Source organism: Rhizobium sp. USDA 4016 (assembly GCF_056279705.1).
Map to the genome: position 1 here is coordinate 61,971 of NZ_JBWCCY010000003.1, position 23,202 is coordinate 85,172.

At 56.1% G+C, this 23,202-nt stretch carries 18 protein-coding genes; 3 read left to right on the forward strand and 15 right to left on the reverse strand.

The window, feature by feature from the left end; all coding sequences use genetic code 11:
* Positions 1–61: 61 nt before the first annotated feature.
* The 12 genes from ACZ9DP_RS13355 to ACZ9DP_RS13410 form a co-directional block, all read right to left on the reverse strand.
* Entirely contained in the window at positions 62–1,243 is a 1,182-nt protein-coding gene (locus ACZ9DP_RS13355; RefSeq protein ID WP_476202352.1) for an alpha/beta hydrolase family protein, read from the reverse strand.
* Positions 1,244–1,559: 316 nt separating this feature from the next.
* Complete coding sequence (locus ACZ9DP_RS13360) at positions 1,560–2,864, reverse strand: CapA family protein (protein ID WP_476202757.1); 1,305 nt, start codon at positions 2,862–2,864, stop codon at positions 1,560–1,562.
* Positions 2,865–2,974: 110 nt separating this feature from the next.
* A complete protein-coding gene (locus tag ACZ9DP_RS13365) occupies positions 2,975–4,021 on the reverse strand; it encodes an ABC transporter ATP-binding protein (protein ID WP_476202353.1) in 1,047 nt (348 codons plus the stop codon).
* Positions 4,018–5,019, reverse strand: a complete 1,002-nt coding sequence (locus ACZ9DP_RS13370) for an ABC transporter ATP-binding protein (protein ID WP_476202758.1) — start codon at positions 5,017–5,019, stop codon at positions 4,018–4,020. The genes ACZ9DP_RS13365 and ACZ9DP_RS13370 overlap by 4 nt, the downstream gene beginning before the upstream one ends.
* A gap of 7 nt (positions 5,020–5,026) precedes the next feature.
* Positions 5,027–5,905, reverse strand: a complete 879-nt coding sequence (locus ACZ9DP_RS13375) for an ABC transporter permease (protein ID WP_476202354.1) — start codon at positions 5,903–5,905, stop codon at positions 5,027–5,029.
* 1 nt (position 5,906) lies between these two features.
* The gene (locus ACZ9DP_RS13380; protein ID WP_476202355.1) at positions 5,907–6,848 is read right to left on the reverse strand and encodes an ABC transporter permease; all 942 of its coding nucleotides are present in this window, start codon (positions 6,846–6,848) and stop codon (positions 5,907–5,909) included.
* Between the two features lie 6 nt (positions 6,849–6,854).
* Positions 6,855–8,459: an ABC transporter substrate-binding protein gene (locus ACZ9DP_RS13385; RefSeq protein WP_476202356.1), complete on the reverse strand. Its 1,605-nt coding sequence runs from the start codon at positions 8,457–8,459 to the stop codon at positions 6,855–6,857.
* A 507-nt stretch (positions 8,460–8,966) separates the two neighbouring features.
* Positions 8,967–10,571, reverse strand: coding sequence for an ABC transporter substrate-binding protein (locus ACZ9DP_RS13390; RefSeq protein ID WP_476202358.1), 1,605 nt, complete (start codon positions 10,569–10,571; stop codon positions 8,967–8,969).
* Between the two features lie 251 nt (positions 10,572–10,822).
* The gene (locus ACZ9DP_RS13395) at positions 10,823–12,004 is read right to left on the reverse strand and encodes a M20 family metallopeptidase (protein ID WP_476202359.1); all 1,182 of its coding nucleotides are present in this window, start codon (positions 12,002–12,004) and stop codon (positions 10,823–10,825) included.
* Positions 12,005–12,216: 212 nt separating this feature from the next.
* On the reverse strand, positions 12,217–12,684 hold the full coding sequence (locus ACZ9DP_RS13400; protein WP_476202360.1) for an Lrp/AsnC family transcriptional regulator: 468 nt from the start codon (positions 12,682–12,684) through the stop codon (positions 12,217–12,219).
* A 66-nt stretch (positions 12,685–12,750) separates the two neighbouring features.
* Complete coding sequence (locus tag ACZ9DP_RS13405; RefSeq protein ID WP_476202361.1) at positions 12,751–13,338, reverse strand: carboxymuconolactone decarboxylase family protein; 588 nt, start codon at positions 13,336–13,338, stop codon at positions 12,751–12,753.
* A 14-nt stretch (positions 13,339–13,352) separates the two neighbouring features.
* On the reverse strand, positions 13,353–14,678 hold the full coding sequence (locus tag ACZ9DP_RS13410; protein ID WP_476202759.1) for an aspartate aminotransferase family protein: 1,326 nt from the start codon (positions 14,676–14,678) through the stop codon (positions 13,353–13,355).
* A 236-nt stretch (positions 14,679–14,914) separates the two neighbouring features.
* Between ACZ9DP_RS13410 and ACZ9DP_RS13415 the strand changes: the two genes are divergently transcribed.
* On the forward strand, positions 14,915–15,799 hold the full coding sequence (locus tag ACZ9DP_RS13415; RefSeq protein WP_476202362.1) for a MurR/RpiR family transcriptional regulator: 885 nt from the start codon (positions 14,915–14,917) through the stop codon (positions 15,797–15,799).
* Positions 15,800–16,617: 818 nt separating this feature from the next.
* Here ACZ9DP_RS13415 and ACZ9DP_RS13420 read toward each other — a convergent pair.
* The 3 genes from ACZ9DP_RS13420 to ACZ9DP_RS13430 all read right to left on the reverse strand — a co-directional run bounded on the left by ACZ9DP_RS13420 (position 16,618) and on the right by ACZ9DP_RS13430 (position 20,920).
* Complete coding sequence (locus ACZ9DP_RS13420; RefSeq protein WP_476202364.1) at positions 16,618–17,613, reverse strand: D-alanine--D-alanine ligase family protein; 996 nt, start codon at positions 17,611–17,613, stop codon at positions 16,618–16,620.
* Between the two features lie 1,631 nt (positions 17,614–19,244).
* Positions 19,245–20,507, reverse strand: coding sequence for an ATP-grasp domain-containing protein (locus tag ACZ9DP_RS13425; RefSeq protein ID WP_476202365.1), 1,263 nt, complete (start codon positions 20,505–20,507; stop codon positions 19,245–19,247).
* Positions 20,508–20,656: 149 nt separating this feature from the next.
* Entirely contained in the window at positions 20,657–20,920 is a 264-nt protein-coding gene (locus tag ACZ9DP_RS13430; protein WP_476202367.1) for a hypothetical protein, read from the reverse strand.
* Positions 20,921–21,147: 227 nt separating this feature from the next.
* Here ACZ9DP_RS13430 and ACZ9DP_RS13435 point away from each other — a divergent pair, with 227 nt between their 5' ends.
* Positions 21,148–22,419, forward strand: coding sequence for an ATP-grasp domain-containing protein (locus tag ACZ9DP_RS13435; protein ID WP_476202368.1), 1,272 nt, complete (start codon positions 21,148–21,150; stop codon positions 22,417–22,419).
* A gap of 38 nt (positions 22,420–22,457) precedes the next feature.
* On the forward strand, positions 22,458–23,201 hold the full coding sequence (locus ACZ9DP_RS13440; protein ID WP_476202370.1) for a hypothetical protein: 744 nt from the start codon (positions 22,458–22,460) through the stop codon (positions 23,199–23,201).
* Position 23,202 lies beyond the last annotated feature (1 nt).

Below are 23,202 nucleotides of genomic sequence, written 5' to 3' on the forward strand. Positions count from 1 at the left end.
CTCCCGCACGCACCGACAGCTGAAGGCGCTCCAGTGCTGGGATTGCGACTTGAACAGCCGGTCAATCGGGGCAATTCCCCGGTACGGGTTTGCCGGCAAAGCGATCCTTGATCCAGGCAAGCTGTTCTTGGACCGTCTGAGCCATAACTTGGCTGTGGTCGAGGTGGGGATAGGAGAGGAAGGTCACTTCCCGATGCGTGCGGCAGATCCGCTTTACGGTCGCCTCGATCCCGTCCGAGCGCACGGCGGTGTCGCCCGGGCTAGTGATGACCATGATTGGCCCCCGGATCGGCTTCTCACCGGGCACAAACCCGGCGAACCAGCCAAGGACCTCCGGCAGGTCCGCCCAGCCCGGTTTCAACAATGTGCTCGGCGCCACGCCAGCGTAGCAGGCTTCGGCGTAGCAAGTGCAGCCCTTGGTCGTGACATCCGCGTAGTGCTTGAGGCCAGCGTCGGTTAGCATGCTCGCAGGATCGAATTCGGGGAAGACTGACTTCACGTCGCAGGCTATCGTAACGATGCCACCCCCCTCGTTGGGATCAGATTGCGCATTGATCATCGCAACTGCCTGATCCTTCTGCATGCCACCCGCGACGGAAACCGCGCCCAGATAGTCAGGGTCCTTCAACTCGTGCTGTAGTGCCGCCACATTCCAGGCGGCCACCCCGCCTCTCGAGTGGCCAGCCGCAACCCAGCGCCTGCCGAGGTCCGGATCGGCAACTCGGGCAGCCTTTATCGAGTAGACAACGTCGCTTGCGAGGGCGATGCCGCTGTATTGGTGCGGACCTTCGGATCCGAGTCCGCGATAATCAGTCGCAACGATGGCGAAGCCTGCATTCAGCATCTGGGCGAAAAATTCATTGCGGCTATAGTAATCCTTCATGAGTGACGGCGCACATTGCCTTGCCCACCCTGTTGTGCCGTGTGCCCAGCCGATTATCGGCCAGCCCCCATGGGGCGGCTGTCCCGCAGGCTTCAAGACCACGGCCGATGTAGCCACTTCTCTTCCCTCGGCGCTCCGCGAACCGTAGAGGATTCGCAGGGCCGGCGCGCTCGCGCTCTCGGGAAGAATGTAACCCCCATAGCTTTCTTTACGCAGCAGAGTGCCCGGCTTACTTTCCGCCAAATCGGCCGGCGAGTCGTAAAAGCTTGTAAGTGGTAGTGCGCGCGCCGCCTCTCTCGCAAGCGCCTCGACCGGGCTTTGGGGTGGAGCCATCTCAGCCATTGGCTTCGACTTACTCATTCCAGTATCCTCCACTTAGTTTCTTTGACGGCGGTACCGTCACACACCTGTTCTGCGAAATTTCAGCTTTGTGGGCTTTGTCGGAGAGGCTTTCGGCGAAAGCACCGCATGACACGCTGTAAAGCTGCACGCTTGGATGCCAACCGGCGCACAAAACTTCCAGGCAGAGACAAAAATGGATGATCGCCATGTTTCTCAAAGAACGCAAATGTCCGGTGGACTAGATACTCTAGGGGTGTCGCTTGCCAGAGATAGTTGTAAGTTTGACACGTCCGCCGAAGCCTTGTGAAAATGCTGCCTTGGTCAGATTTGGCAGTCACGGCCTGATAACTCCGACGTCGTTTTCAATAGCAATCTCGGTTCCAAATGACTCCGAGAGCTTTTGAAGACGCGCCAGAATGGATTGGGCTTTTGGCAAGGGGGCGAGGCTTGGAATTCCACGGTTGGCAAACCGTTTCGAGTGACCTAATTCGATCGGGTAGAGCCGCAGTTCCACAAGTCTGTTTTTTTGGTAGCGGCTTGAGGTCACAATGCTTTCGTAGAAGACCGGATCCTTAAAGCCTGGGGCTGTTTGGTATCCTGATGCCATCTCGGCAACAGTGACCTCGGCATCCGTATCAGCCCGCGGGTCTTTATCATAAGCGTCAAACATGTCGGCGCCCACGGGAGTCCGGAGATCATCCATTATGAAGTTTCCAAGGCTATAGAAAATTGGCCGGCCTCTGTAGATTTCAATTCCTCGCAATTGATGGGGTCCATGCACGATGTACGCGTCGGCCCCGGCATCGATTAGCGAGTGTGCGAAGGCTCTTTCGTAATCGGCCGGCTCCTGGCTCCAATTTCCTGGTTCGTGCCCGTGGTTAGTGGCGATGCAGAAGTCGGAGAATTGTTTACCCCGTCTTAGATTGCGCAGAACGTTGGCGACGTCGCCGGGGTGCGTTTCATAGCTGTAGCCCGCTTTCTCACCCGCTTTGTAGGTTACACCAGCAAGTTCGACTTTGTTGGCATCCTCATCACCTCGCTGCCTGTAGTTTGGGAGGGAATCACGTATGCTCCTCAAACTCGCGAGCATCTCGGGCGCCACGACGACGCTCTTGGTCAATCGAAGAGCGTTAAGCCCTGGTCTGCCAGGAGCCTCACCGACGGGATCGCATGCACGGGACATCGGCGTGAACGTCGAAGCAAATGACACCAACGCCACACGACCACGCGGGCTTTCGACAAAGCGAGCGGCGCCAGCTTGCGAAAGATTTTCGCCCACACCTGCATAAACAACTTTGTTCTGATCGAGTGCCCCGCATGTCTCTCGCATGCCTGCAACACCCCAATCGAACGTATGATTGTTGGCGTAACTTACGATGTTGAAGCCCATTGCCTTCAAATCAGGTCCGACATTCGGCAGGCTGACGTGATACGCACCGCCATATTCGGCTTGGGGACTTCCCGTGAAGCATCGGCTATCAAAGATGTTCGTTTCCAGATTGCCAAACGTAGCATCAGCACCTTGGAGAATGTCGACGATTGCGTCCAAGCCCGGATGGTGGCTTTTTGTAAGCGCTCGCGACACAATAAGGTCGCCCACAGCGACCAAAGTGAAGCCGTCCGCAACATTCGTCTCCATCGAACCGACGGAATCATAGTTGCTCACCTCGATCTGCCGGGAGACACTATCCTCGTGCGATTGGTCCACTATAATTTCTCTCTTTCGAGTTCTTCATGGCGTCCTTGACATCACCGATCGCGTAGAAAGCTATTCCAAGCGAGTGAGGGATTGGACACCGCAGACGGCTGTTCGTCGACGCCCGTCGCCGGAGCCCGTACGTGACAGGCCACAACTCTGCCGTCCGCCATAGGAACCAACGGCGGCACTTCAGCGCGGCATCGTTCGATCGCGAGTGGGCAGCGTGGATGAAATGCACAACCGCTCGGCGGGTTGACGGGGCTTGGCGCCTCGCCCTCAAGTGCCACTTCCAGTCGAACCACCTCGGGATCTGGTATCGGTGCGGCGGCGATAAGCGCCTCGGTGTACGGGTGAACCGGTTTTGCGAAGAGCGCGTCGCATGGCGCCAGTTCCACAATCCGTCCCAAGTACATGACCGCAACGCGATGCCCGATATGCTCGACGACGCTGAGATCATGCGAGATGAAGACAAAGGCGATACCCATCTGTTGCTGGAGATCCATCAGCAGATTCAGGATTTGTGCCTGCACGGACACGTCAAGAGCCGAGACTGCCTCGTCGGCAATGATGAGCGACGGCTCAAGGGCCAGCGCGCGGGCGATGCCAAGCCGCTGCCGCTGGCCACCCGACATTTCGGACGGAAGCCTGTGCATCATCTCAGGCGACAGTCCGACCTTTCGGAGCAGGTCCGCGGCGAGCGCCTGGCGCTGCTTGCGGGTTAGGCGCTCGAAGTTCTCGACAGGCTCGGTGATGATCTCTCCTGCCGTTAGACGCGGGTTCAACGACGAGAAAGGATCCTGAAAAACCATCTGCATCCGACGCCGCGAGGCTCGAAGCGCATCCTTCTTTAGTCCCGCAATATCGGTGCCGTCGACCAGCACTCGCCCGCCCGTTGGATCCACCAGCCGCATCAAGAGCCGCGCAACGGTTGACTTGCCGCATCCCGATTCGCCTACAATGCAAAGAGTTTCCCCTGGCTCAACGGAAAATGAAACATCCTCCACCGCCCGGACCACCGGAATCGTCTTTTTCAGGAACCCTGCACCAAGCGGATAATGCTTGGTTAGATTCTCAACTTTCAGCAAAGGACCACTCATGCGCCCATTACCTCCTCGGCTCGCCAGCAGGCTGCGTAATGGCCCGGCCTGACCTCACGCAGGCTGGGCGCCTTTTCACGACAAATCCCGATCGCGAACGGGCAGCGAGGCGCAAAACTGCATCCCACAATCGGCTCGCGTAGGCTTGGAACGATCCCAGGAATCTCTGCCAGTCGCTGCTGCCGGCCGCGCCTGGGATCAGGCATGGATCGCATGAGACCCTTGGTATAGGGATGCAGGGGGTACTCGAACAAATCCTTCACGGTCGTCTGCTCTATGATGCGACCCGCATACATGACAATCACACGCTGGCAGGTCTCGGCGACCACGCCTAAATCATGCGTGATGAGCATCACCGCCGTACCCATGCGCTCTTTCAAGTCGACGATAAGCCGCAGAATCTGCGCCTGGATGGTGACGTCGAGCGCCGTAGTCGGCTCATCAGCGATTAAAAGTTCTGGTGAACAGGCGAGTGCCATGGCAATCATGGCGCGCTGCCGCATCCCGCCCGACATTTCATGGGGATAGTTGTTTAAGCGTCGTTCGGGGTCGGCGATACGCACCAGACGAAGCATCTCAAGGGACTTTTCCAAAGCTTCGGAGCGAGAAGCATGCGTGTGAATTTGGACAGCTTCTGCGATTTGACGACCAACGGTGTGAACTGGGCTTAAACTCGTCATCGGCTCCTGAAAGATCATCGCAATGCGGTCGCCGCGGATCTTTCTCATCTCTCTCTCCGAGAGATCCAGGAGGTTACGCCCTTTAAAAAGGATCTCGCCGCCGACGGTCTTGGCTGTACGTATTGGCAGCAAGCGGAGAATCGACAGAGCTGTGACACTTTTACCGCAACCCGATTCACCGACCACCCCTAGTGTTTCGCCGCTATTCACCTGGAAGCTGACGCCACCTAGTGCACGTGTAACGGTATCCTCACCATAAAAGTGGGTCTCCAGTTCGCGAACATCGAGAAGCAACTGACTTCCTGTGTTTTTGTTCATCTTCATGTCAGCGTCTCCGCTTCGAACGGGGATCAAACATATCACGCAGGCCATCCCCAAGTAGGTTGACGGCAAGAACGGTGATCGCGAGACAGATGCCGGGGGCAAAGATCGTCAATGGCGCGATTCCAAGATACAAGCGAGAACTAGAGATCATATTCCCCCAACTGGGAATCTCGGGCGGCACGCCCACGCCCAAAAAGCTCAGTCCGGCCTCAGTGAGAATTGCATCTGCACATACGATGGCGCTCTGCACCATAAGCGGCGGAATGGTGCTCGGAAGGATATGGCGCCACAGCACCTTCGGGAGGCGCGCGCCCCCGCAAAGCGCGGCCTCTACGTAGGGTCTCTCTCGAACACTCAGAACCACTGACCGAACCAACCGCGTCACGCTTGGCAACTGTGGGATCGTAATGGCGACGATGAGGATACCTATCCCGGACCCCGTCAGAGAAATAAGGGCAATGGCCAGCAGAATTGTTGGTATCGACATCAGGCCGTCCATGATCCGCATAACGACGTTGTCGAACCTGCGACTATAACCAGCGAGGATGCCGATCAGGAGTCCGCCCCCAGCAGCAAAGGCCGCCGACAGCAATCCCACTATAAGGGAAATCCGGGCGCCGTAGATGGTTCGTGCAAACACGTCTCGGCCCAAATTGTCGCTTCCAAACCACATCTCGGGTGAAGGCGCCTGCAAGCGGACGAATGGGTCCATGTTCACTGGATCGCCCGCGTACAGCGGTGCGGCAAGCGCCAGAATAATCAACACCGTCAAGAGACCGCCACCTACAAATACGAGGGGGTGTCGTTTGATTAGACGAGGAAGATCAGAGATTTTTAGCCGGAAGGCCGGCACGGGATCAAGTTGAGCAGAGAGAGTCATATCAGTACCGGATACGAGGATCGACCAGGGTGTAAGAGAGATCAACCGCGAGGTTGATCAACACGTAAAGGCCTGAAACGAGGATTAGTACGGCCTGGATGATCGGGTAGTCACGGTTATTGATCGCATCGACGACCAAACGACCTACGCCGGGAATGTTGAACACGGTCTCGGTAATGACAACACCAGAGATCAGACCCGCCAAACTTAGGCCAATTACCGTGAGGATCGGCACTCCGGCATTCTTCAGGCCGTGGTGGAAAAGCATCGAATATGATGACGCACCCTTGGCAGCGGCGGTTCGCATGTAGTCTTCCGACAATACTTCAAGCATGCTCGATCTTGTGATCCGGGCGATGAACGCAACATAGGGAACGCTCAGAGTCAGGGTGGGTAGAACGAGGTGCACAAACCAAGGGCCGGGGCCACGGCCAATGGGCGCGTATCCCTGGACCGGCAGCCAATGGGTTCTGATTGCGAAGAAGTATACGAGAGAATAGCCGACAACAAACACCGGAACAGAAAAACCAATCGCCGCAAACCCTGCCAGTACGCGATCGACAAGGCCGCCGGCACGCCACGCAGCGAAGACGCCAAACGAAACCCCTATCGTGACTGAGGAGATGATCGTCAGGAACGACAGAGAAATCGTCGGCTCCAGCCGGTGTGAGATCAGTTCAAGAACGGGGCGGCCCGTGAAAATTGAGGTTCCGAAATCACCGCCAAGGATGCCAATCGCCCAATGTACAAACTGAACCAGCAACGGATCGGTTAGTCCCAATTGTTCGCGGATGCCGGCGATCATCTCTGGGGTAGCCGCGTCGCCAGCGATTATCGCTGCCGGATCACCGGGCGCTAGCCGGAGAAGCAGAAAGACGAAGACTCCGACCATCGCCATTACGGCGATGGCCGAAACCATCCTTCGAAGGATGTAGATGCTCATAGTTTCTCAAACCTTCTGCATGTTCCACATCGCGACAAGCTGCGGCATTTCGATGACCCCGGTAAGCGCCTTGCTTCGTGCGGCCGGCTGTACGAATTGACCCAGCCGAACGTCGCCAACGAAGTCCCACCAGATTCCTTGCATCTTTCGGGCCAGGGCTTTGCGTTCTTCGAGCGTTCCAACATCTGGCCATTTGGCTCGGAGAGCCTGATATTCGTCGTTTTTGGGCCAGCCAAACCAGGCCTTGTCGCCACTCGCGTTCAGGAAGGTTGCCGAAGTCGGATCGCCCTGGAGATAGTCAGAATCGTTCGTGATGAAGATACTCCAACCGCCGCTCTCGACCGGCCCCCTGTTCGCGCGGCGTTTGACAAGCCCGCCCCAGTCGCTCGGCGCAAGCTCTGCGTCAACTCCGATCTTACGCAGTGTGGCCGCCAACAACTGCGCGGCATCCCGGATCCAGGCTATATTTGCGGGCTGCAAAATGACGACCTTCTCGCCGGCATATCCGGCTTCCCTGAAGAGCTGCCTGGCCTTCTCCGGGTCACCTCCCTTCTTGAACCAGCCGGTATTTTCGTCGTTTGAATAAGGTGTAGTATTTCCAAATATCGAGGTAACGGGTCGACCGTATTTTGGATCGGGGGCCGTCACGCGCAGGAACGCCGCCTGGTCGATCAGGTGAAGCATCGCTTGCCGCGCCTTAACGTTGTCGAACGGCTTCTGCAGAAAGTTCATACGCAGGCACATATCGTATCCAGACTTATCCAAAACTTGGAGTGCAAGGTTGGGATCACTCTCAATCACTGAGTAAAGGTCGACGGGCGGCTGCTCAACGAAATCGATCTCGCCAGCTTGCAGGGCCGCGAAAGCAGTTTGTTCATCGCCGATATTGTCCCAGATGACACGATCGACTTTGACGACCTTGCCACCGGCGTAACCGTCAGATGCGTCGCTGCGTGGCACATATTTTTCGTTGCGATCGTAGGTGAAGCTCGCCCCCGGCTTAGCAAGAGCATGATTGAACTTGAACGGCCCTGATCCGATATTCGCGGTCACCTGTTCAGTCGCGGGACGTTCCGCGTCCTTCTCGCGCATGATGAACAAGACTGGCGTCGACACGTTCGCCAACAGATCGATCAGCAGCCCGAGCGGCTCCTTCAGCGCGATCGTGAAAGTCTTATCGTCCTTCTTCGAGATGTCGCTTGCCCGCTCCATAAGCAGTTTGCCGCCGGAATTTACTTGGCCCCAGCGGCGGATCGAGCCGACACAGTCCGCGGCTGTAACGGGGGTGCCATCGTGCCAGCTCAGGCCGTCACGGAGCTCGAACGTATAGGTCTTCTTGTCGTCGGAAATGCTCCACTTCCCAACCATTTGCGGTTGCGGCATGAACTTGGAGTCGAGCGAGAACAGTGTGTCGTAGATCGCCAGGCCATGGTAGGCCGTAATGCCTGCCGTCGAAAAGATCGGATCGAAGACGCTAAGGTCAGCGCCCATCACCATGCGGACGGTCCGTGTGTCGGCTGGCGCAGTTTGCGCCCGTAGGACCGACGGGATCGATAAAGCTGTTCCAGCGGCGATGCCCGCCTTCATGAGGTCGCGTCTAGAGATTATCATGTTCTGGTTCCCCTTTCGTTTCTTTATTGCGACGCCCGCCAGTTGTACCTTCCGGCACCGTGAACGCTGTCGCCTACATAGCTATGTGTACCGCAGCATGGACCATTGTGCAACATATGTTTTAGTTTTGTTTATATAATTCAAACGTCTCATTCCGCGCGTTGGCTGCGTGGGATGGAAGCCGTTGTTGCCGCACTCATCGTCGCGCACTTTTTGGAACCGGCAAGTTGCTCCTTACCGTGGAGGCAGATCTTCAGCGAAAGTGCCGACCGTCGCAGCAAACTAATGTTGATTCGCTCGCAGACTTAGCCTACCTAGTGCGGTGGATGGCTGCCGGTGCATATCACAGTGCTTATCCAAATATACAGGACATAGGCGCGCTCTCGCCTGCGACGATTGCCGGCAGGCTGAGTAGGCAATTTCGTAAGCTGAAAATCAAAATCTCGACCATCGCGGTGACGACGATGGTCAAAATTATTATGTGATATATAAAGGCAGCCGTTGCAGTTAATCCTTTTGTATGTTCCACATCGGGATAATCTGCGGCATGCCAATAACTCCTGTAAGCACCTTACGACGCGCAATGGGCGAAACGATCTGTCCGAGTCTTACGTCCCCGACAAAATTCCACCAGACGTGTTGCATCTTCCGGGCAAGGGCCTTGCGCTCCTCAAGCTTTTCAATCTTTGCCCAGTCGGCCCGGAGCACTTCATATTCGTCGTTCTTCGGCCACCCGTACCAAGCTTTTTCGCCGCTGGCTACGAGGAACGGAGTGCCGAGGGGGTTTGCCAGCGAGTAGTCAATTTCATCGGTGATGAAGATGCTCCAACCGCCGCTCTCGATCGGACCTTTGTTCGCTCTGCGAGCGACCAACCCACCCCAGTCGCTCGGCGCCAGTTTAGCGTTGACGCCGATCTTTCGCAACGAAGCTGCGACGATCTGAGCAGCGTCATTGAATTTCGCCACATTTGTCGGTTGCAGAATAACAATCTTCTCTCCGGCGTATCCCGCTTCGTTGAAGAGTTGTTTAGCCTTCTCGGGATTCCCGCCTTTCTTAAACCACCCCGTGTTTTCATCGTTTGTCATCGGAGTATTGTTGCCAAATATCGAGGTAACGGGCCGGCCGAAACTTGGATCTGGCGCCATGGCTCGCAGAAGTGCTTCCTGGTCAACTACGTGGAGCAGCGCTTGACGTGCTTTAACGCTGTCAAACGGCGTCTGCAGAAAATTCATGCGGAGGCAGATGTCATCACCTCCCTTATTCAGCACTTCGAGTTCAAGGTTGGGATCATTCTTGATCACGGAGTACAGATCGACAGGCGGCCCCTGGAGGAAATCAATTTCCCCTGTTTGCAACGCAGCAAGAGAAGTCTGCTGATCGGCGATGTTCTCCCAGATCACACGATCAACCTTGACAACCTTGCCCCCAGCGAGACCATCAGAGATTTCACTGCGTGGCACATATTTTTCGTTCCGATCATAAGTGAAACTAGCACCGGGTTTGGCAAGAGCTTCATTGAACTTGAATGGACCTGATCCGATGTTCGTTGTCACCTGCTCAGTCGCAGGGCGGTTTGCATCCTTCTCTCGCATTATGAAGAGGCAGGGCGGTGTTAGGTCCGCAAGAATGTCGATCAAAAGCCCCAGCGGCTCCCTCAAGACGACGACGAAAGTCCTCTCGTCGACACGCGAGATGTCGTTGGCCAGTTCAACGATGAGCTGGCCGCCCGGATGAACCTGTCCCCAGCGGCGGATTGATGCAACACAATCGGCAGCTGTAACAGGAGAACCATCGTGCCATGCCAAGCCATCGCGAAGCACGAATGTGTAGGTCTTTTTATTGTCGGAAATGCTCCAATTCTCCACCATCTGCGGATGCGGTGCAAATTTAGAGTCAATCGAGAAAAGCGTGTCATAGACGGCTGCGCCATGGTCGGCGGTAATGTTCGCCGTTGTGAATATGGGGTCGAAAACCTGAAGATCACCCGTCTTTACCATTCGCATAGTCATAGGATCGGCCCCTGCGGCTTGTGCACGCAAGATAGATGGAATTGTCAAAGCGGTTCCGGCTGCCATGCTGACCTTGAAGAGATCGCGTCGAGAAATTTTCATGATTTAATTCTCCTTTATATTTTTGACTGCAGGCGCGGCTCCCCACAGCCTCGGTATTTTGGCTGCCAGCAAGAGCAGCTGACAGCCCTTCCGCATTGCCGCTTCCGATGAAACATCTATCTTATTAGAGGAACGCTGGCGGCGTATGTTTTATTGTCAGCCAGATGGTTCATTCGTCTCAAAGCTGGGAGTTATACATTTCTAAAGTGGTAGGCTGGACGCCCAAGCAGCTCCTCGTCGCGGCGGGGCTTTCAAGCATGCAGAAGATCCCAACAATACCGGATCGCCATCTCGGTTGTCGGGATGAGAACTTTGTCGGAAACGCCAAAGGTGGGAGTGTGGACGCCGGATTCATTTCCTGGTTCTTTACTGCCAAACCAGAAATAGATCGACGGCACACAACTTGAGTAAAAGCCGAAATCATCGCTGCCGGTGCTGGCCGCTCCTTCGACATACTTGTCCGCGCCGGCCGATTGAACGACGAGTCGACGGAAACGTTCGACCATGGCGTGATCGTTGACTACAGGAGGCTCGCCCAATTGGGAACTGAACACTGCTGTGCCTCGATGCATTGTAGCGACACCCTCGGCAACCTCGCGTACGCGTCGCACCAACAGCTCGCGCCGCTCGCGACTTGCCGTCCGAATCGTGCCTGTGATCGTGACTGATGGGCAGATGATATTCGTCGCCTCTCCGCCATGGATAGTCCCGATAGTCACGATCGCCCGATCGGCAACCGGCATTTCCCGGGAGACCACCTTCTGGACCTCATTGATGAAGGCGCCAGCAATTGAAATTGCGTCCACACCAGCATCTGGGTGGGCGCCATGCGCCATGGTCCCCTTGAGTTCGAGCGCGAATTGGTCGGCAGAATTCGTCACAGCGCCCGCACGAGCGCCATAGGAGCCTACCGGGATATCCGTGCGGACATGAAGACCTACCGCGGCGTCGAATCCGTCGAGCAGATTTACTTCCGCCACGGTCCGACCACCCACTGGCTCGGCTTCCTCTGCCGGCTGGAAGAATACGCGCACCTTTCCTGAAAAATTGCCACGCATGCGGTGAAAAGCAAGGGCAGTTCCTAGGGCGATCGATCCATGCACGTCATGGCCGCAAGCATGCATTACACCCGGTACTTGCGAGTTGTACGGTAAGTCATCACGCTTTTCCTGGATCGGTAGCGCATCGATGTCCCCGCGGAGCGCGACAGAGCGGGCGGGACCAGGCGCTGAGCCCTCTATGTCAATGTAAACGCCGGTTTTGTGAAACGCTTTCGCCCCAGTCATGCCGAAGCGTTCCAGCGTTTCGATTATTCTCTTTTGAGTCTTCCATTCCTCGTTTGAAAGTTCCGGCTCGCGATGCATGGCGTGACGCATTTCGATCACCGCATCACGCTCTATCTCGGAGATTAGGTTGTTTGCGAGAACCCTCATTTTTGGCCTTCCCCTAACTTGGTTGGCATCATCTCCTGATGCTGACGTTACTGATAGAATCGTGGTGAAAGGTACGAGATGGTATGTTTGCGCCAAATGCTAGAAAAGTTGCCCGCTTTCTGCGGACCTGGGCCGGGTGGCTGCTGCGCAAATCCCGACATGGGCGGAGCCGTCTCCGTCCTCACTCACTTTGGGCCCTCAGCGGGCAGATGTTAGGCCTCGATGGGAAAGGCGAAGCTAGCTTTGACGCGATCCATCACCACCATTGTCTTAAATCCCTTGATATCGGGATTTTCATAAAAGAAGCGGCGGGTGAACTGTTCATAGCCCTCCATGTCTCTTGCGGTAACAACAAGTATGAAGTCAGCTTCTCCAGTCACATAGTAGCCGATCATTACTTCCCGGGTATTTCGGATCGCGCCTTTAAACCGATCGACGATATCCGCTCTTTCTCGTTCGAGCGATACCAATACGATCATTGTAATATGTCGACCGACCGCTTTCGGGGAGACGATCGAAACGTCCGCCTCTATAACTCTTTCGTTCCGTAAGCGCTTCAAGCGTCGTTGACATGCTGTCGGAGACAAGTGAACTGCCTCTGCAAGTTCTTCCGAGCTCAGGCGATTGTTCTTCTGAACTGCTTCAAGAAGCGCCACATCAATGCGATCTAGCTCGATCATTGGAATATCCTGCACAAGGGAACTGCATCCGACGCCAAGACTTCATGGTTCCTCCCTACAAAGGGCCTAAGCAAGGGTTACGCGATGAATATCGCCCAACTCAGTGAGTGGCCGCCCCGCTATTTCTCGCGCGACGACGTCGTCAATTGGAGTATCATAGGTCCTCACGATGTAGCCCAATACAGAATAGAAGCCGACTGTCGCCATGAGGTCGATAACAGCTTGCCTCCCTATTGTGGCCGATAGCGTGCGTTCGAGATTAGACGGCAACTGGAAGCCATCGAAAAGTGCATCGACGGCCCGGGCGATAAGCCCGTCTTCCCCCTCAGGGGACCCGCGCATGGCTTCAATTCGGGCATCTGAAATGCCGAGAGCACGAGCGCGGCTCAAATGATGAACCCATTCATAACTCGAACCCATGCGATGAGCGGATCGAAGAATAACTAGTTCTGACCGGACAGCACCCAAAGCGCTGTCTTTGACGATATGTTGGCGTAGCGGAGCCCATGCCTTCAGCAGGGCCGGATGGTGAGCCATGGTACGATAGACGTTGAGCGCACCGGCAAAGCCTGCCTTCATATCCGCAATCTCGGCCGGCCAGTCCTCGTCCGTTATGGGCGGGCAGGAAGACGTCATCTTAGAGGAGACACTCATATCAACTCCTAGTCTCAGCTTCTAACGACCGCATTGATCGTCGCAGCGAGCCGATCCACGATCAGATCAATCTGATCGGGCTGAATGATGTAAGGGGGCGCGAGCAGGACATGGTCGCCATATACCCCGTCGATGGTGCCACCCATCGGATAGCACATTAGGCCCCGCTCCATCGCTTCGTTCTTAATTTTGGAGTGGATTTTGCGGGTTGGATTGAAAGGCTCCTTGGTATCCTTATCCGCCACAATCTCGACACCACAAAAAAGACCCCGGCCACGGATGTCGCCGACGTAAGGGGATTGGCCGAGTGCTGCATCGAGTCCGGCCTGGAGCCGATCGCCCATCTTCAAGACGTTGGCCAGGATCTCCGGACGTTTTAGGATTTCGACCACCTTGCTGGCTGCCGCCGCAGCGATCGGATGACCAATATAGGTATGTCCATGCTGGAACAGGCCCGAACCTTCCGCAAACGCACGATAGATCCTCTCTGACAGCATAACTGCGCCGATTGGCTGGAAGCCACCACCCAAGCCCTTCGCAATCGTCACCAAGTCGGGAACGATGCCCTCCTGCTCAAGGGCGAAAATTGTGCCAGTGCGACCCATTCCGCACATCACCTCGTCGAGGATCAGCAAGATGCCGTACTTGTCGCAGACCTGACGGACACGCTTGAAGTAGTCCGCCACAGGTCCCACGGCACCCAGAGTCGCGCCAACCACGGGTTCCGCTACGAACGCCATGACCTTATCCGCCCCAAGCTGGATGACCTTAGCCTCCAATTCGGCCGCGAGCCGCTCGGCGTAGGCTCCCGGTGTTTCGCCTGGCTGCATATCACGATAGGCATAGCAGGGCGAGACATGGTGAGTTTCCGGCAAGATCGGCTTGAACTGCTCGCGGCGCCAAGCATTTCCTCCGGTTGCTAGTGCCCCAATTGTGTTTCCGTGATAGCTCTGTCGGCGTGCGATTATATGGCGTCGTTGAGGCTGACCAATCTCGACGAAATACTGGCGCGCCATCTTGAGAGCCGCTTCGATTGCTTCAGAACCGCCGGAGACCAGATAGACGTAGTCGAGCCCTTCGGGCGCCAATCCAACCAGTTGCTCAGCTAGGCGCTCGGCCGCATCGGTCGTGAAGAACGACGTATGAGCGTAGCTGATACGCCCCATCTGTTCCTTCATTGCCTCCATTATCTCTGGATGATTGTGGCCGAGACAACTCACCGCTGCACCGCCCGACCCATCTATGTAGCTGCGACCATCGCTATCCATAATGAAAATGCCTTCTCCTGCTGCAGCTCTTGGGAGGCTCGTACCGATGCTTCGATGAAGGATTTTAGTCATTGAATATCTCAAGTGCCCGATTAACCGGAGGCCGGCGCGTTCGCATATTGAATTGCAGGTTTTTCCAAAAAATGCAACAAGTGTTTTATACAAAGATTTTTGATGCATTTGTTTTCTGCAACCAGTATGTTCAAGGTAGATGCACCGCGACATTAGGTCGAAGTTCCTTTGATGTTTGACTTTTTCCTTCGCTGGAGTGAAGGTTCGGATGAATTATGGCAGCTTAGGTGAGGCAAATGTTGCAAAAGGGTCCTCTGCATGCTCGGATCATCGAGCGGTTTGACGATATGTCGCAACAACTGCAACAGGCGGCTCGTCACATCTTGGAGCAGCCTCAGGAAGTGGCGCTCGTGTCGATGCGAGAGTTGGCGCGTAACGCGGGCGTGCAACCCTCGACAATGACGCGATTAGCGAAGTTTCTCGGATTCTCCGGATATGAGGACTTTCGGGGCCAGCATGCCGACGTCATTCGAGTGAGCGCTGATGGGTTTGCCGCGCGTGCGTTGCAGAGAACCGAAGGCGCGGCGAACGGGGAAGGACTTCCGCATCGCATGCTCCAAAGCCTTTCTGCTCAGGTTGCTCGTCTGTGCGAGCCCGACACGCTATCGCGGCTTAATATGATGGCGGATCGCTTAGGCAGAGCTCGGAGAATTTACGTTCTCGGCCTGCGTTCTTGCCATTCGGTAGCCTGGCATTTCCATTATGTCATGACATTGCTTGGCGAAAAGACTGTTCATCTCGATGGTCCTGCCGGCACAAGCGGGGATGCGCTCATTCGCGCCAACGCCGACGATGTTCTGCTTGCTATTTCGATAAATCCTTACTCGCTTCAAACTCTTGAACTTGCCGAAGCCGCCAGCGAAAAAGGCGTGGGCATCGTTGCGATAACCGACAGCGAAGTTTCCCCCCTCGTGACAATTGCTGAGACCGTGGTGCTCTTCTCCACGGAGAGTCAAACCTTCTTCCATACATTGACTCCCGCTCTCGCAATTTCGGAAGTGTTGTGCGGGCTGCTAGCAGCTCGTGACCGAGTCGCATCTCTGGAGGAGCTTAGACGGGCCGATCACCATCTTTCATCGATGAACACATACGCCAGTTCTATCCCGCGGCGAAAGATTTGAACTGTCTGAAACGTCGCTTGGATGGGATACCGTGGGCCTGCCGAAAAAACCCGGGGCATTAATCCCATTGTCGAATAAACTACCTCGCATCGACACTAAAGACGGCAATATTCGCCGGCCTGTTTCATTCTCGATGGTGAGAAATATAACGCCCTCGTCGGTCCCGGTTTCTGCCGCAATAGAACTAAACCGCGGTCATCAACCAGTGCCGCGCAGCGTGACCTCCGCGCGGGTGACGATGCTCCTTGCCACCAGGGTCCTTTCGCCCTTTCGCAAAAGGACGATGGGATGCTGCCGGAGCGTCTGGCCGATGTGTCTACCGTCTTGCGCTGCACGTTCGTGACCAGTCGGGCGTACGGCGGCGACTCCTGTCGGTAAAGCCGGGGACGGCAAATCGATCCGGCCAAGCTGTCTGCGCACATTCCCCGCTGCAGAGGATGCAGCAACTGCGCCGACAGCATCACAGTGCGGCCGCCGCCGCCTTTGCATGCGCAACGCGGATGACGCTGCATTCGCCACCAAAACTGCTACCCTTGAGATTGACCGGTTCCGAGGCTCGCTACCCAGCCGCATAAGCAGTGGTCAGCGCCGTTCGGGTCTGCAGGCTCGGGACCGCTTCCAATCACGATCTCATCGCGGTTCAATACCTGATCTGGCCGCTGCTCCGCCCGCCTGCCTTTGTGAAACCGCCCTGGAGGTAGTTCGCACCCTGGGGGCGGCGCTGCGCTTAAGAGGGTCGGCAGTTCCTGCTCAGAGGCTTCGACAAGATCAGCGGTGGATGGGCGCTGAACTGTACCACCCACAACTCGCTCAAACGCCTAGGTGATACCGTTTCCGAAGTATCGGGTGTGGGCGACATCCAGGATGCGAGCGATCAAGCTCGAGTAGCTGTGTCCGGCAGTCATCGCGGCTAAGACATAAGGGGAGTGCATACTGAGTCCCGGCATCGAGTTGATCTCCAGAACAAAGGGCTGGCCGGAGCGGTCGATCCGGAAGTCGACGCGGGCATAGTCCCGGCACTGGCAGGCACGGAAGGTGGCAACTGAAATATCCCGCAGCAAAGTCGCAAGGCTGCTCTCGATTTGCGCCGGGAAAATCTTCCGCAGCCGCACAGTCGCTAAGTGCTTAGCTTCCCAAGTTATAAGACCAGTTTCGCGTTCGCCGAGGTCGATCTCCACCAAAGGCAACACCTCGGGCTCTTCGTTTCCGAGCAGCGCGACGGTGATTTCGCGCCCCTCGATGTATTCTTCCACGAGCGCATCCTGCGCGTACTGCGTGACGATCCCGTCTACGGCCTCCTTCAATTGAGCAGGCTCATTTACGAGCTGCAATCCCAAGCTCATGGTTCCGTAACGCGGCTTTGCTATAACCGGGAAATGCAGGTCGCCGGTACTCTCGGTGCCGCGACGCATCACGCGGAAGTTTGGCGTCGGCACTCCGCGATCGCGGATAAGCATCTTGGTAACGATCTTGTCGGGCGCCAACGCAAGCCCGAGTGGGCTCGGTCCGGTGTACGGGATGCCGGCCATCTCGAGCATAGCTGGAACATGGCTGTAACGTGACTCGCCCTGAATTCCGCCGGCCCTGTTGAAGACGATGCCGGAGGGGCGGGCTTGCGGATTGGGGGGCATGAACCGCTCGAGCGCAGCGAGCAATCCTTTATCTCCTTCGCACAATAACGTCTCGTGTCCGCCCTCTTGTAGTGCCGTCACCACGTTTTCAGCGGTGTCGCGGCCATATTCCTCCGGATAAGGCTGACCAAATCGGTTGATCACGCCCGTATGATCATGGTTCCTCACGACGGCTACCCTCATGAGATGCTCCCTGGATGTTTTCCTGCTGTCGCGTTCATTCGTTCGGATGGTTGACCGGAGACAACTGGCCTTCTACGCGCCCCGCGGCACAGCCGGCTAAGGGGTGAGCGGTTTTTTTCTCCGTCAGGCGGATCGCCCAGCTCTTCGAAGCTATCAGTCGCGAGCTTCGTCACATTTCGCGCAGCTCGAAGGCTATCTGCGAGCTGCCGCACGGAATCCCCGCCCGACCGCAACGGTCCGCTACCATCGACAACCCGGTCTAGGCGTACTTGTGCTGAAGTTCGGGCACGACCGTGTTGTCGTGCCACGCCGCTCGTATCCAGATTGCCGGGACTCTCGAACTCCTCGAAAGAGGGCTCCACAATGTACTTAAGCTGGTCGTAGTGATCACTGTTGGCGGTCAGCCCACGAGAGAATTTTATAACATGATAACGCGCGATGCTGTTGGCTTTCAGGTCACCCTTAGTACTTGCGCGCGTCCCTCCGATCAAATTCATGATGCGCAACACCTCATGGCGAGCCAGTCCATTCACAGCCGACCGCAGGGCCGTCTCGTCCAATTCGCCGCGAAGCCGAACCCCGACCTGGGTGTGAGACGGCTCGTAGCTGCCCTCCAGACGCGACAGTGACCACAGCCGCTCCTGAGGAAGTGACTGCGGCAACCGCGGCGGACGAGGCAAGGTTACAATTGACGAAGCCGCGTCCCACGATGCAGAATCTATCGCATGGACTTGGATCATTCGAGTAGGTTTCATCTTAGCCTCCGGCCGGATACAGAGATAGCAATAGTCGTAATGGATGCTTCACCGTCTCGATGCAATCGGCGTGCCACCTAAATGGTTGTGCGGGAAAAGTGAGGCAAAACCCATACGTTTCGCGCCGTGCCAACGGAATATTTGCGTTTCGATGTGGGGTTCTGAACAAAATACCTTCAATTGATGTCGGCCGAACACAGAACTGACCCGGTTGGCAGAGGACGATAGTTGGGGACTCAGCGATTTCTGCATTGTCGAGGACGATGCGGGGAGAGGAGATGCTTCAGGGCTGAGGAGCTATCTGCGATGCAGCGGTAGCATGAGCTTGGCTAGAGGAAAAGCGCCTTGCGACCTGTTCGAGGGTGGGGCTGTCCGGTTTCGCAATCCGAGGACCCTGGTCAAAATGCGGCGGGCGGGAGGTGCGGTTTACGCGCGGTTGCATGCCTTTGCCCCTACTGGGATTTAGGCCGCGGGCTTGTGCGCCCTCCCGGGCCGGCGACGCAATCCTTGATCCAGGCGTGCTGGTCTCGGACTCTGAGCCATAACTTGACTGTGGTCGAGGTTGGGATAGGAGCGGAAGGTCACTTCCCTATGGGCGCGGCAGATCCGCCTCACGGTCGCTTCGATCCCCTGCGAGCGCACACTGCCGTATCGACCGGGCTAGTGATGACCAAGATTGGCCCCGGAAATTCTTGCAAATAGCCGGCCATCCGAGAGCTGCGCCAATCCCGATCTTCCTGCTGCCGGCAAACAGCATCATATCTCGGCCGGCAGGATGGGAGCCCTCACGGAGGGCAATACATCGTCCAGACCTGTGTCTCTTTCGTGCTCAATTGTACCATCCTTCGGCGATGATCAGCTCTATTCTTGAGACGACTACGCCGGTGCCGAAGGATGGGGAATCGCTGACCGTTTCTGATCGCCAAGGGTCGGAAATGGTGTTATTGACCACGTAATCAAGTCGACGGCCTGCTGAAGTATCTCTGCCGTGTGAGTTGGGCTGGGTGAAGAGGCAATGACATATCCGATCAGGTCTCCGTCATCGCCTTTCCTGATGATCGGCGTCTTGGATTTAACATACAGGCGGACATCGGCGATACCCGGTACAGCAGCCGCCCGGCTGACGCCATCGATCCAGTCGAGGGTGCCATCGCGATCAGGAACGAGATAACGGGCGGACGCAGCCTGCAAATGCCTTCTGCGTAAGTCCCATTGCTCGCCGACGACAAGCTTGATGTGCTCGCTGACGAGATCGACGCCGCAAGCCAGCTGAACCAGTTTAGGATCCCCACCCGAAAGACGTGGATTGACCTCAATGACGACTGGGCCGCGCTTCGTCCACCGGAATTCAATGTTCGTAGGTCCCCAACCAATGCCGAGAGCTCGCAAACAGCTCAGCGAAACATCGGCGATACGTTTATATTCGTCGTCAGTCAGCGGGGCGGGAATGGTATACTCCCGAAAAACGAAATGCGGTGGGGGGCCGAAGTCAGCGACACCAACGGCAATAAGCTCATTTCCCATTATGTTCGCGCCATAGTATGGGCCTTGTGCAAATTCTTCGACCAATATCCTCGGGGAAGATCGCGACATATGCTTTCCGCCCAATAGATAGGTCGTATGTTCGGCCAACTCATCGACGTGGCGGCACAATCGGACACCGCTGCTGCCGATACCCACGGCTGGCTTAAGAATCACCGGCAAGCCAATTTCCGCGGCGGCGTTTTTTACGTCTATTGCATTCACTGCTAAGCGGTAAGCAGGTATTGGAACGCCGGCCTGCGCGAGGAGCTGACGTTGAGTGAATTTGTCGCAGCATCGTTCAATGGATGCAGGATTCGGTCCTGGCAGGTCGAAATGCCAACAGAGCTTGCCAACACTGGCATAGAACGCTTCCCTGACGCTCGTGATTCCAGCAATGTCATAGGTCTCGCGCAGCTGGGAACATTCGTCGATCAACGCATTGAGATTCCTTGTATCGACGCGGACTGCCTCAGCGTTTTCCGCTGCAAGATAGTCGTACTGAGCTGGATCAGCGGCCAAGGTAATTGGATGAAGGCCAAGACGCTGCGCCGCTTTGACAAAGAGCGGACCGTTACTCCTTGTGCCTTCAATCAGGATCAGGGCGCTTCTTGCCATTGGACCCTCCGTGCGTGCTGTGTGGCCGTCCGAGCATAAATCAGCATTCAGCCATGCTCAGCTTCAGACCTTGTTATGAGAGTATCATTGTCAGCGACCTGTGTTCGTGAAGATTCTGTAAATTTACCTCAAGTTTGCTACATCTGTTACTAGATGCCGTAATGGGCCGGCGCTTCCGAGATTGTAGCAAAAAGGTGGCTGCCCCTCCGAGTGACGACGTTGGAAACGGGCCCGAATGAGTCGGCCACAAGCATCGAGCGAAAAACAGCCGTGGATGTTTTTTTGGAAGCCCGTAGCGTTTGAATCGTCGATGCTGCGGGCAAGCTCGCGCGCGAAACGAAGGTTGCCAGTGATCCGGAAGCCTGCAGCTTCACTTTGTTGCGCAGGGGGTTTGAGTTGAAGCGGATCGGCATCGACGGGGCATCCTTTGGAAATGCACGTCAGGAATTCGTCGCAGCACCGTCCGCCCTGCATGCAACAGACCTATTGCAACAACTCCTTCATATTAATTCACAGAACCTTTGCAACCGCAGATCTCGAACGATGATACATTCGTCGCATGGACTGTGTCTCACATATATAGAGCTTATGCCTGTACCGCACCGGGCTGGACTCAACTCACGAGGGAGGATCCATGCCCATGGCAAGAAGAGCGCTCATCCTGATTGAAGGCGCAAGTAATAGTCTGCCGTTCGTGCAAGCGGCCAAACGTCTTGGCCTTCATCCAATTACCTTGGCCGCTGATCCAAATCAGTACGGCTATATTGCGGAAGGAGACTTCGAGGCAATAAGTGTCCACACACAAGATCTCGATGCGCTGATCCGCGAATGTTCCCGGCTACGGGTGTCCTACGACATTGTTGGAATTACGAGCGCCCTTGAATCAGTCTATGCGACGGCGGCCAAGCTCTGCCGATATTTCGGTCTACCGGGGCCGGACCCCGTCTCCATTGAACGATGCTGCGACAAATTCGTTCAACTTCAACTCCTCGCGGAGGCTGGCGTTCCAGTGCCTGCCTATCGTTTGGCAGAGAATGCGGCGAGCGTAGCAAAATCTGCTGCGGAAATCGACCTGCCGGTGGTTCTTAAGCCAGCCGTAGGCGTCGGTAGCAGTGGTGTCCGTTTGTGCCGCAATGCCGATGAGTTAGCTGAACATACCACCTATCTGTTGGGCGGGAAGTCTCCAACGAGCATCCTGGTTGAAGAATTCGCGCAAGGCCTACATTATAGCATTGAGATTATGGGAAATGAAGTCATTGGAATCGCCGCCGCTGACTTCACCTCCATACCACTTTTCATCTGTCGTGAGTATACCTGTCCGGCCCCGTTAACTGATGATCAGTACAAGCGCATCGTCGATGTTTCGGTGAATTGTCTGGAAGCACTCGGTCTGGGTTGGGGGCCAACGAATATTGATATCCGGTGGACGGAGCGCGGTCCAGTGGTCATTGAAGTCAACCCGCGTCTTGCGGGTACTCCCAATCCTCAATTGATTCAGCTGGCTTACGGCGTCGATCTTGTCACCGAGCACATCAAGCTTGTGGTCGGCGAGGAATGCGACTTGCACCGAAGCCACTCGCAAAGCGCAGCGGCGCGGATCCTGATTCCTGATCGCGATGGCACCCTCGATTGGATCGACGGTGACAGTCGGGCAGCTGCTGTGCCAGGTATTGTCGAGGTCAAATTTCATGTTGAGTCCGGGACGGCGATCATTAGGAAGGGTGACAACCGAGACCGCATCGGCCATGTTTTCGCCACTTCAACCAACTCAGATCGGACCGAGGCGATACTTCAGCAGGCGATCGACTTAATTACGTGGTCGATCACACCATTTCCGACCCTTGGCGATCAACACCAATCAGCAGACCCTCCGCCCCTCGCGCCACGGGAGGTGGCGCTCCGTCACACGTGATTGTCACCGGGCGTGGTGCAATTGAGAGCATGAGAGAAATGGGTTTGTTGAAAAGAACTAAATTAGCACGCTGCGGATCAGACGAAGAGTATGGCGAATTACTCGGCGGGCGTTGGTTGAGGAATGAAGGCGCACACTTCTTGCCGCTCGCGCATCCTGAGAATCATCCCGATCCCTTGGAGAATCGCATCGGCGCTGAAGGGCTTGAAGCCGAGTATCGATCGCTGTCGACCCCTCATGCATCTCTTCAAATGTCAGCTCTGGCGAATCCGGGTCATCTTCAGCCGGTACCGGGAGCGGTTCTGCGCGCAATTCGTGGCGTGGCGGGAGCGATCGGGCGAGGAATGACGCTTATGCGCTCGCCCAACGAAGCGTTTCGCCACCGGAAGATTTCGGCGCTCAGCGAGCCGGAACTCAGCCGTGCCGCCGGCGCTGTCGATAGCGCGACGGATATATATCCACTGCCCATAAACCTTGAGAAAGATAGTGTCGACAAGCCATCTGCCGGTAACACTCCGCTTGCCCAGGCTGAAGAACTCCAGCGACGAATCTACGAGGTGAACAGCCCTGCCCTAGATCATGATGTGGTCGTTTGCAATGCCACGCTCGGTCATCATCTTTTCAAGATGCAGGCTGGGACCAGACTTCAAATACCAGCAGATCCAAAGCAGGATGACAGACCAGTCAAACTGGTGCCCTTTAAGCATCGCAACTTTCCGAAATTGCTTCAGGGGCTCCGTGCCGTATTACCGGTAATGCAAATCCTGCAGCAGATCCATTAGG

What these genes read in the sequence shown, in the direction of transcription:
- ACZ9DP_RS13440 (WP_476202370.1), top strand. Translation starts at nt 22,458, where the DNA reads ATGGGTTTGTTGAAAAGAACTAAATTAGCACGCTGCGGATCAGACGAA.
- ACZ9DP_RS13400 (WP_476202360.1), bottom strand. Translation starts at nt 12,684, where the DNA reads ATGATCGAGCTAGATCGCATTGATGTGGCGCTTCTTGAAGCAGTTCAG.
- ACZ9DP_RS13395 (WP_476202359.1), bottom strand. Translation starts at nt 12,004, where the DNA reads ATGAGGGTTCTCGCAAACAACCTAATCTCCGAGATAGAGCGTGATGCG.
- ACZ9DP_RS13435 (WP_476202368.1), top strand. Translation starts at nt 21,148, where the DNA reads ATGGCAAGAAGAGCGCTCATCCTGATTGAAGGCGCAAGTAATAGTCTG.
- ACZ9DP_RS13375 (WP_476202354.1), bottom strand. Translation starts at nt 5,905, where the DNA reads ATGACTCTCTCTGCTCAACTTGATCCCGTGCCGGCCTTCCGGCTAAAA.
- ACZ9DP_RS13380 (WP_476202355.1), bottom strand. Translation starts at nt 6,848, where the DNA reads ATGAGCATCTACATCCTTCGAAGGATGGTTTCGGCCATCGCCGTAATG.
- ACZ9DP_RS13355 (WP_476202352.1), bottom strand. Translation starts at nt 1,243, where the DNA reads ATGAGTAAGTCGAAGCCAATGGCTGAGATGGCTCCACCCCAAAGCCCG.
- ACZ9DP_RS13415 (WP_476202362.1), top strand. Translation starts at nt 14,915, where the DNA reads ATGTTGCAAAAGGGTCCTCTGCATGCTCGGATCATCGAGCGGTTTGAC.
- ACZ9DP_RS13390 (WP_476202358.1), bottom strand. Translation starts at nt 10,571, where the DNA reads ATGAAAATTTCTCGACGCGATCTCTTCAAGGTCAGCATGGCAGCCGGA.
- ACZ9DP_RS13370 (WP_476202758.1), bottom strand. Translation starts at nt 5,019, where the DNA reads ATGAACAAAAACACAGGAAGTCAGTTGCTTCTCGATGTTCGCGAACTG.
- ACZ9DP_RS13430 (WP_476202367.1), bottom strand. Translation starts at nt 20,920, where the DNA reads ATGCCGATCCGCTTCAACTCAAACCCCCTGCGCAACAAAGTGAAGCTG.
- ACZ9DP_RS13360 (WP_476202757.1), bottom strand. Translation starts at nt 2,864, where the DNA reads ATGGAGACGAATGTTGCGGACGGCTTCACTTTGGTCGCTGTGGGCGAC.
- ACZ9DP_RS13365 (WP_476202353.1), bottom strand. Translation starts at nt 4,021, where the DNA reads ATGAGTGGTCCTTTGCTGAAAGTTGAGAATCTAACCAAGCATTATCCG.
- ACZ9DP_RS13425 (WP_476202365.1), bottom strand. Translation starts at nt 20,507, where the DNA reads ATGGCAAGAAGCGCCCTGATCCTGATTGAAGGCACAAGGAGTAACGGT.
- ACZ9DP_RS13420 (WP_476202364.1), bottom strand. Translation starts at nt 17,613, where the DNA reads ATGAGGGTAGCCGTCGTGAGGAACCATGATCATACGGGCGTGATCAAC.
- ACZ9DP_RS13385 (WP_476202356.1), bottom strand. Translation starts at nt 8,459, where the DNA reads ATGATAATCTCTAGACGCGACCTCATGAAGGCGGGCATCGCCGCTGGA.
- ACZ9DP_RS13405 (WP_476202361.1), bottom strand. Translation starts at nt 13,338, where the DNA reads ATGAGTGTCTCCTCTAAGATGACGTCTTCCTGCCCGCCCATAACGGAC.
- ACZ9DP_RS13410 (WP_476202759.1), bottom strand. Translation starts at nt 14,678, where the DNA reads ATGACTAAAATCCTTCATCGAAGCATCGGTACGAGCCTCCCAAGAGCT.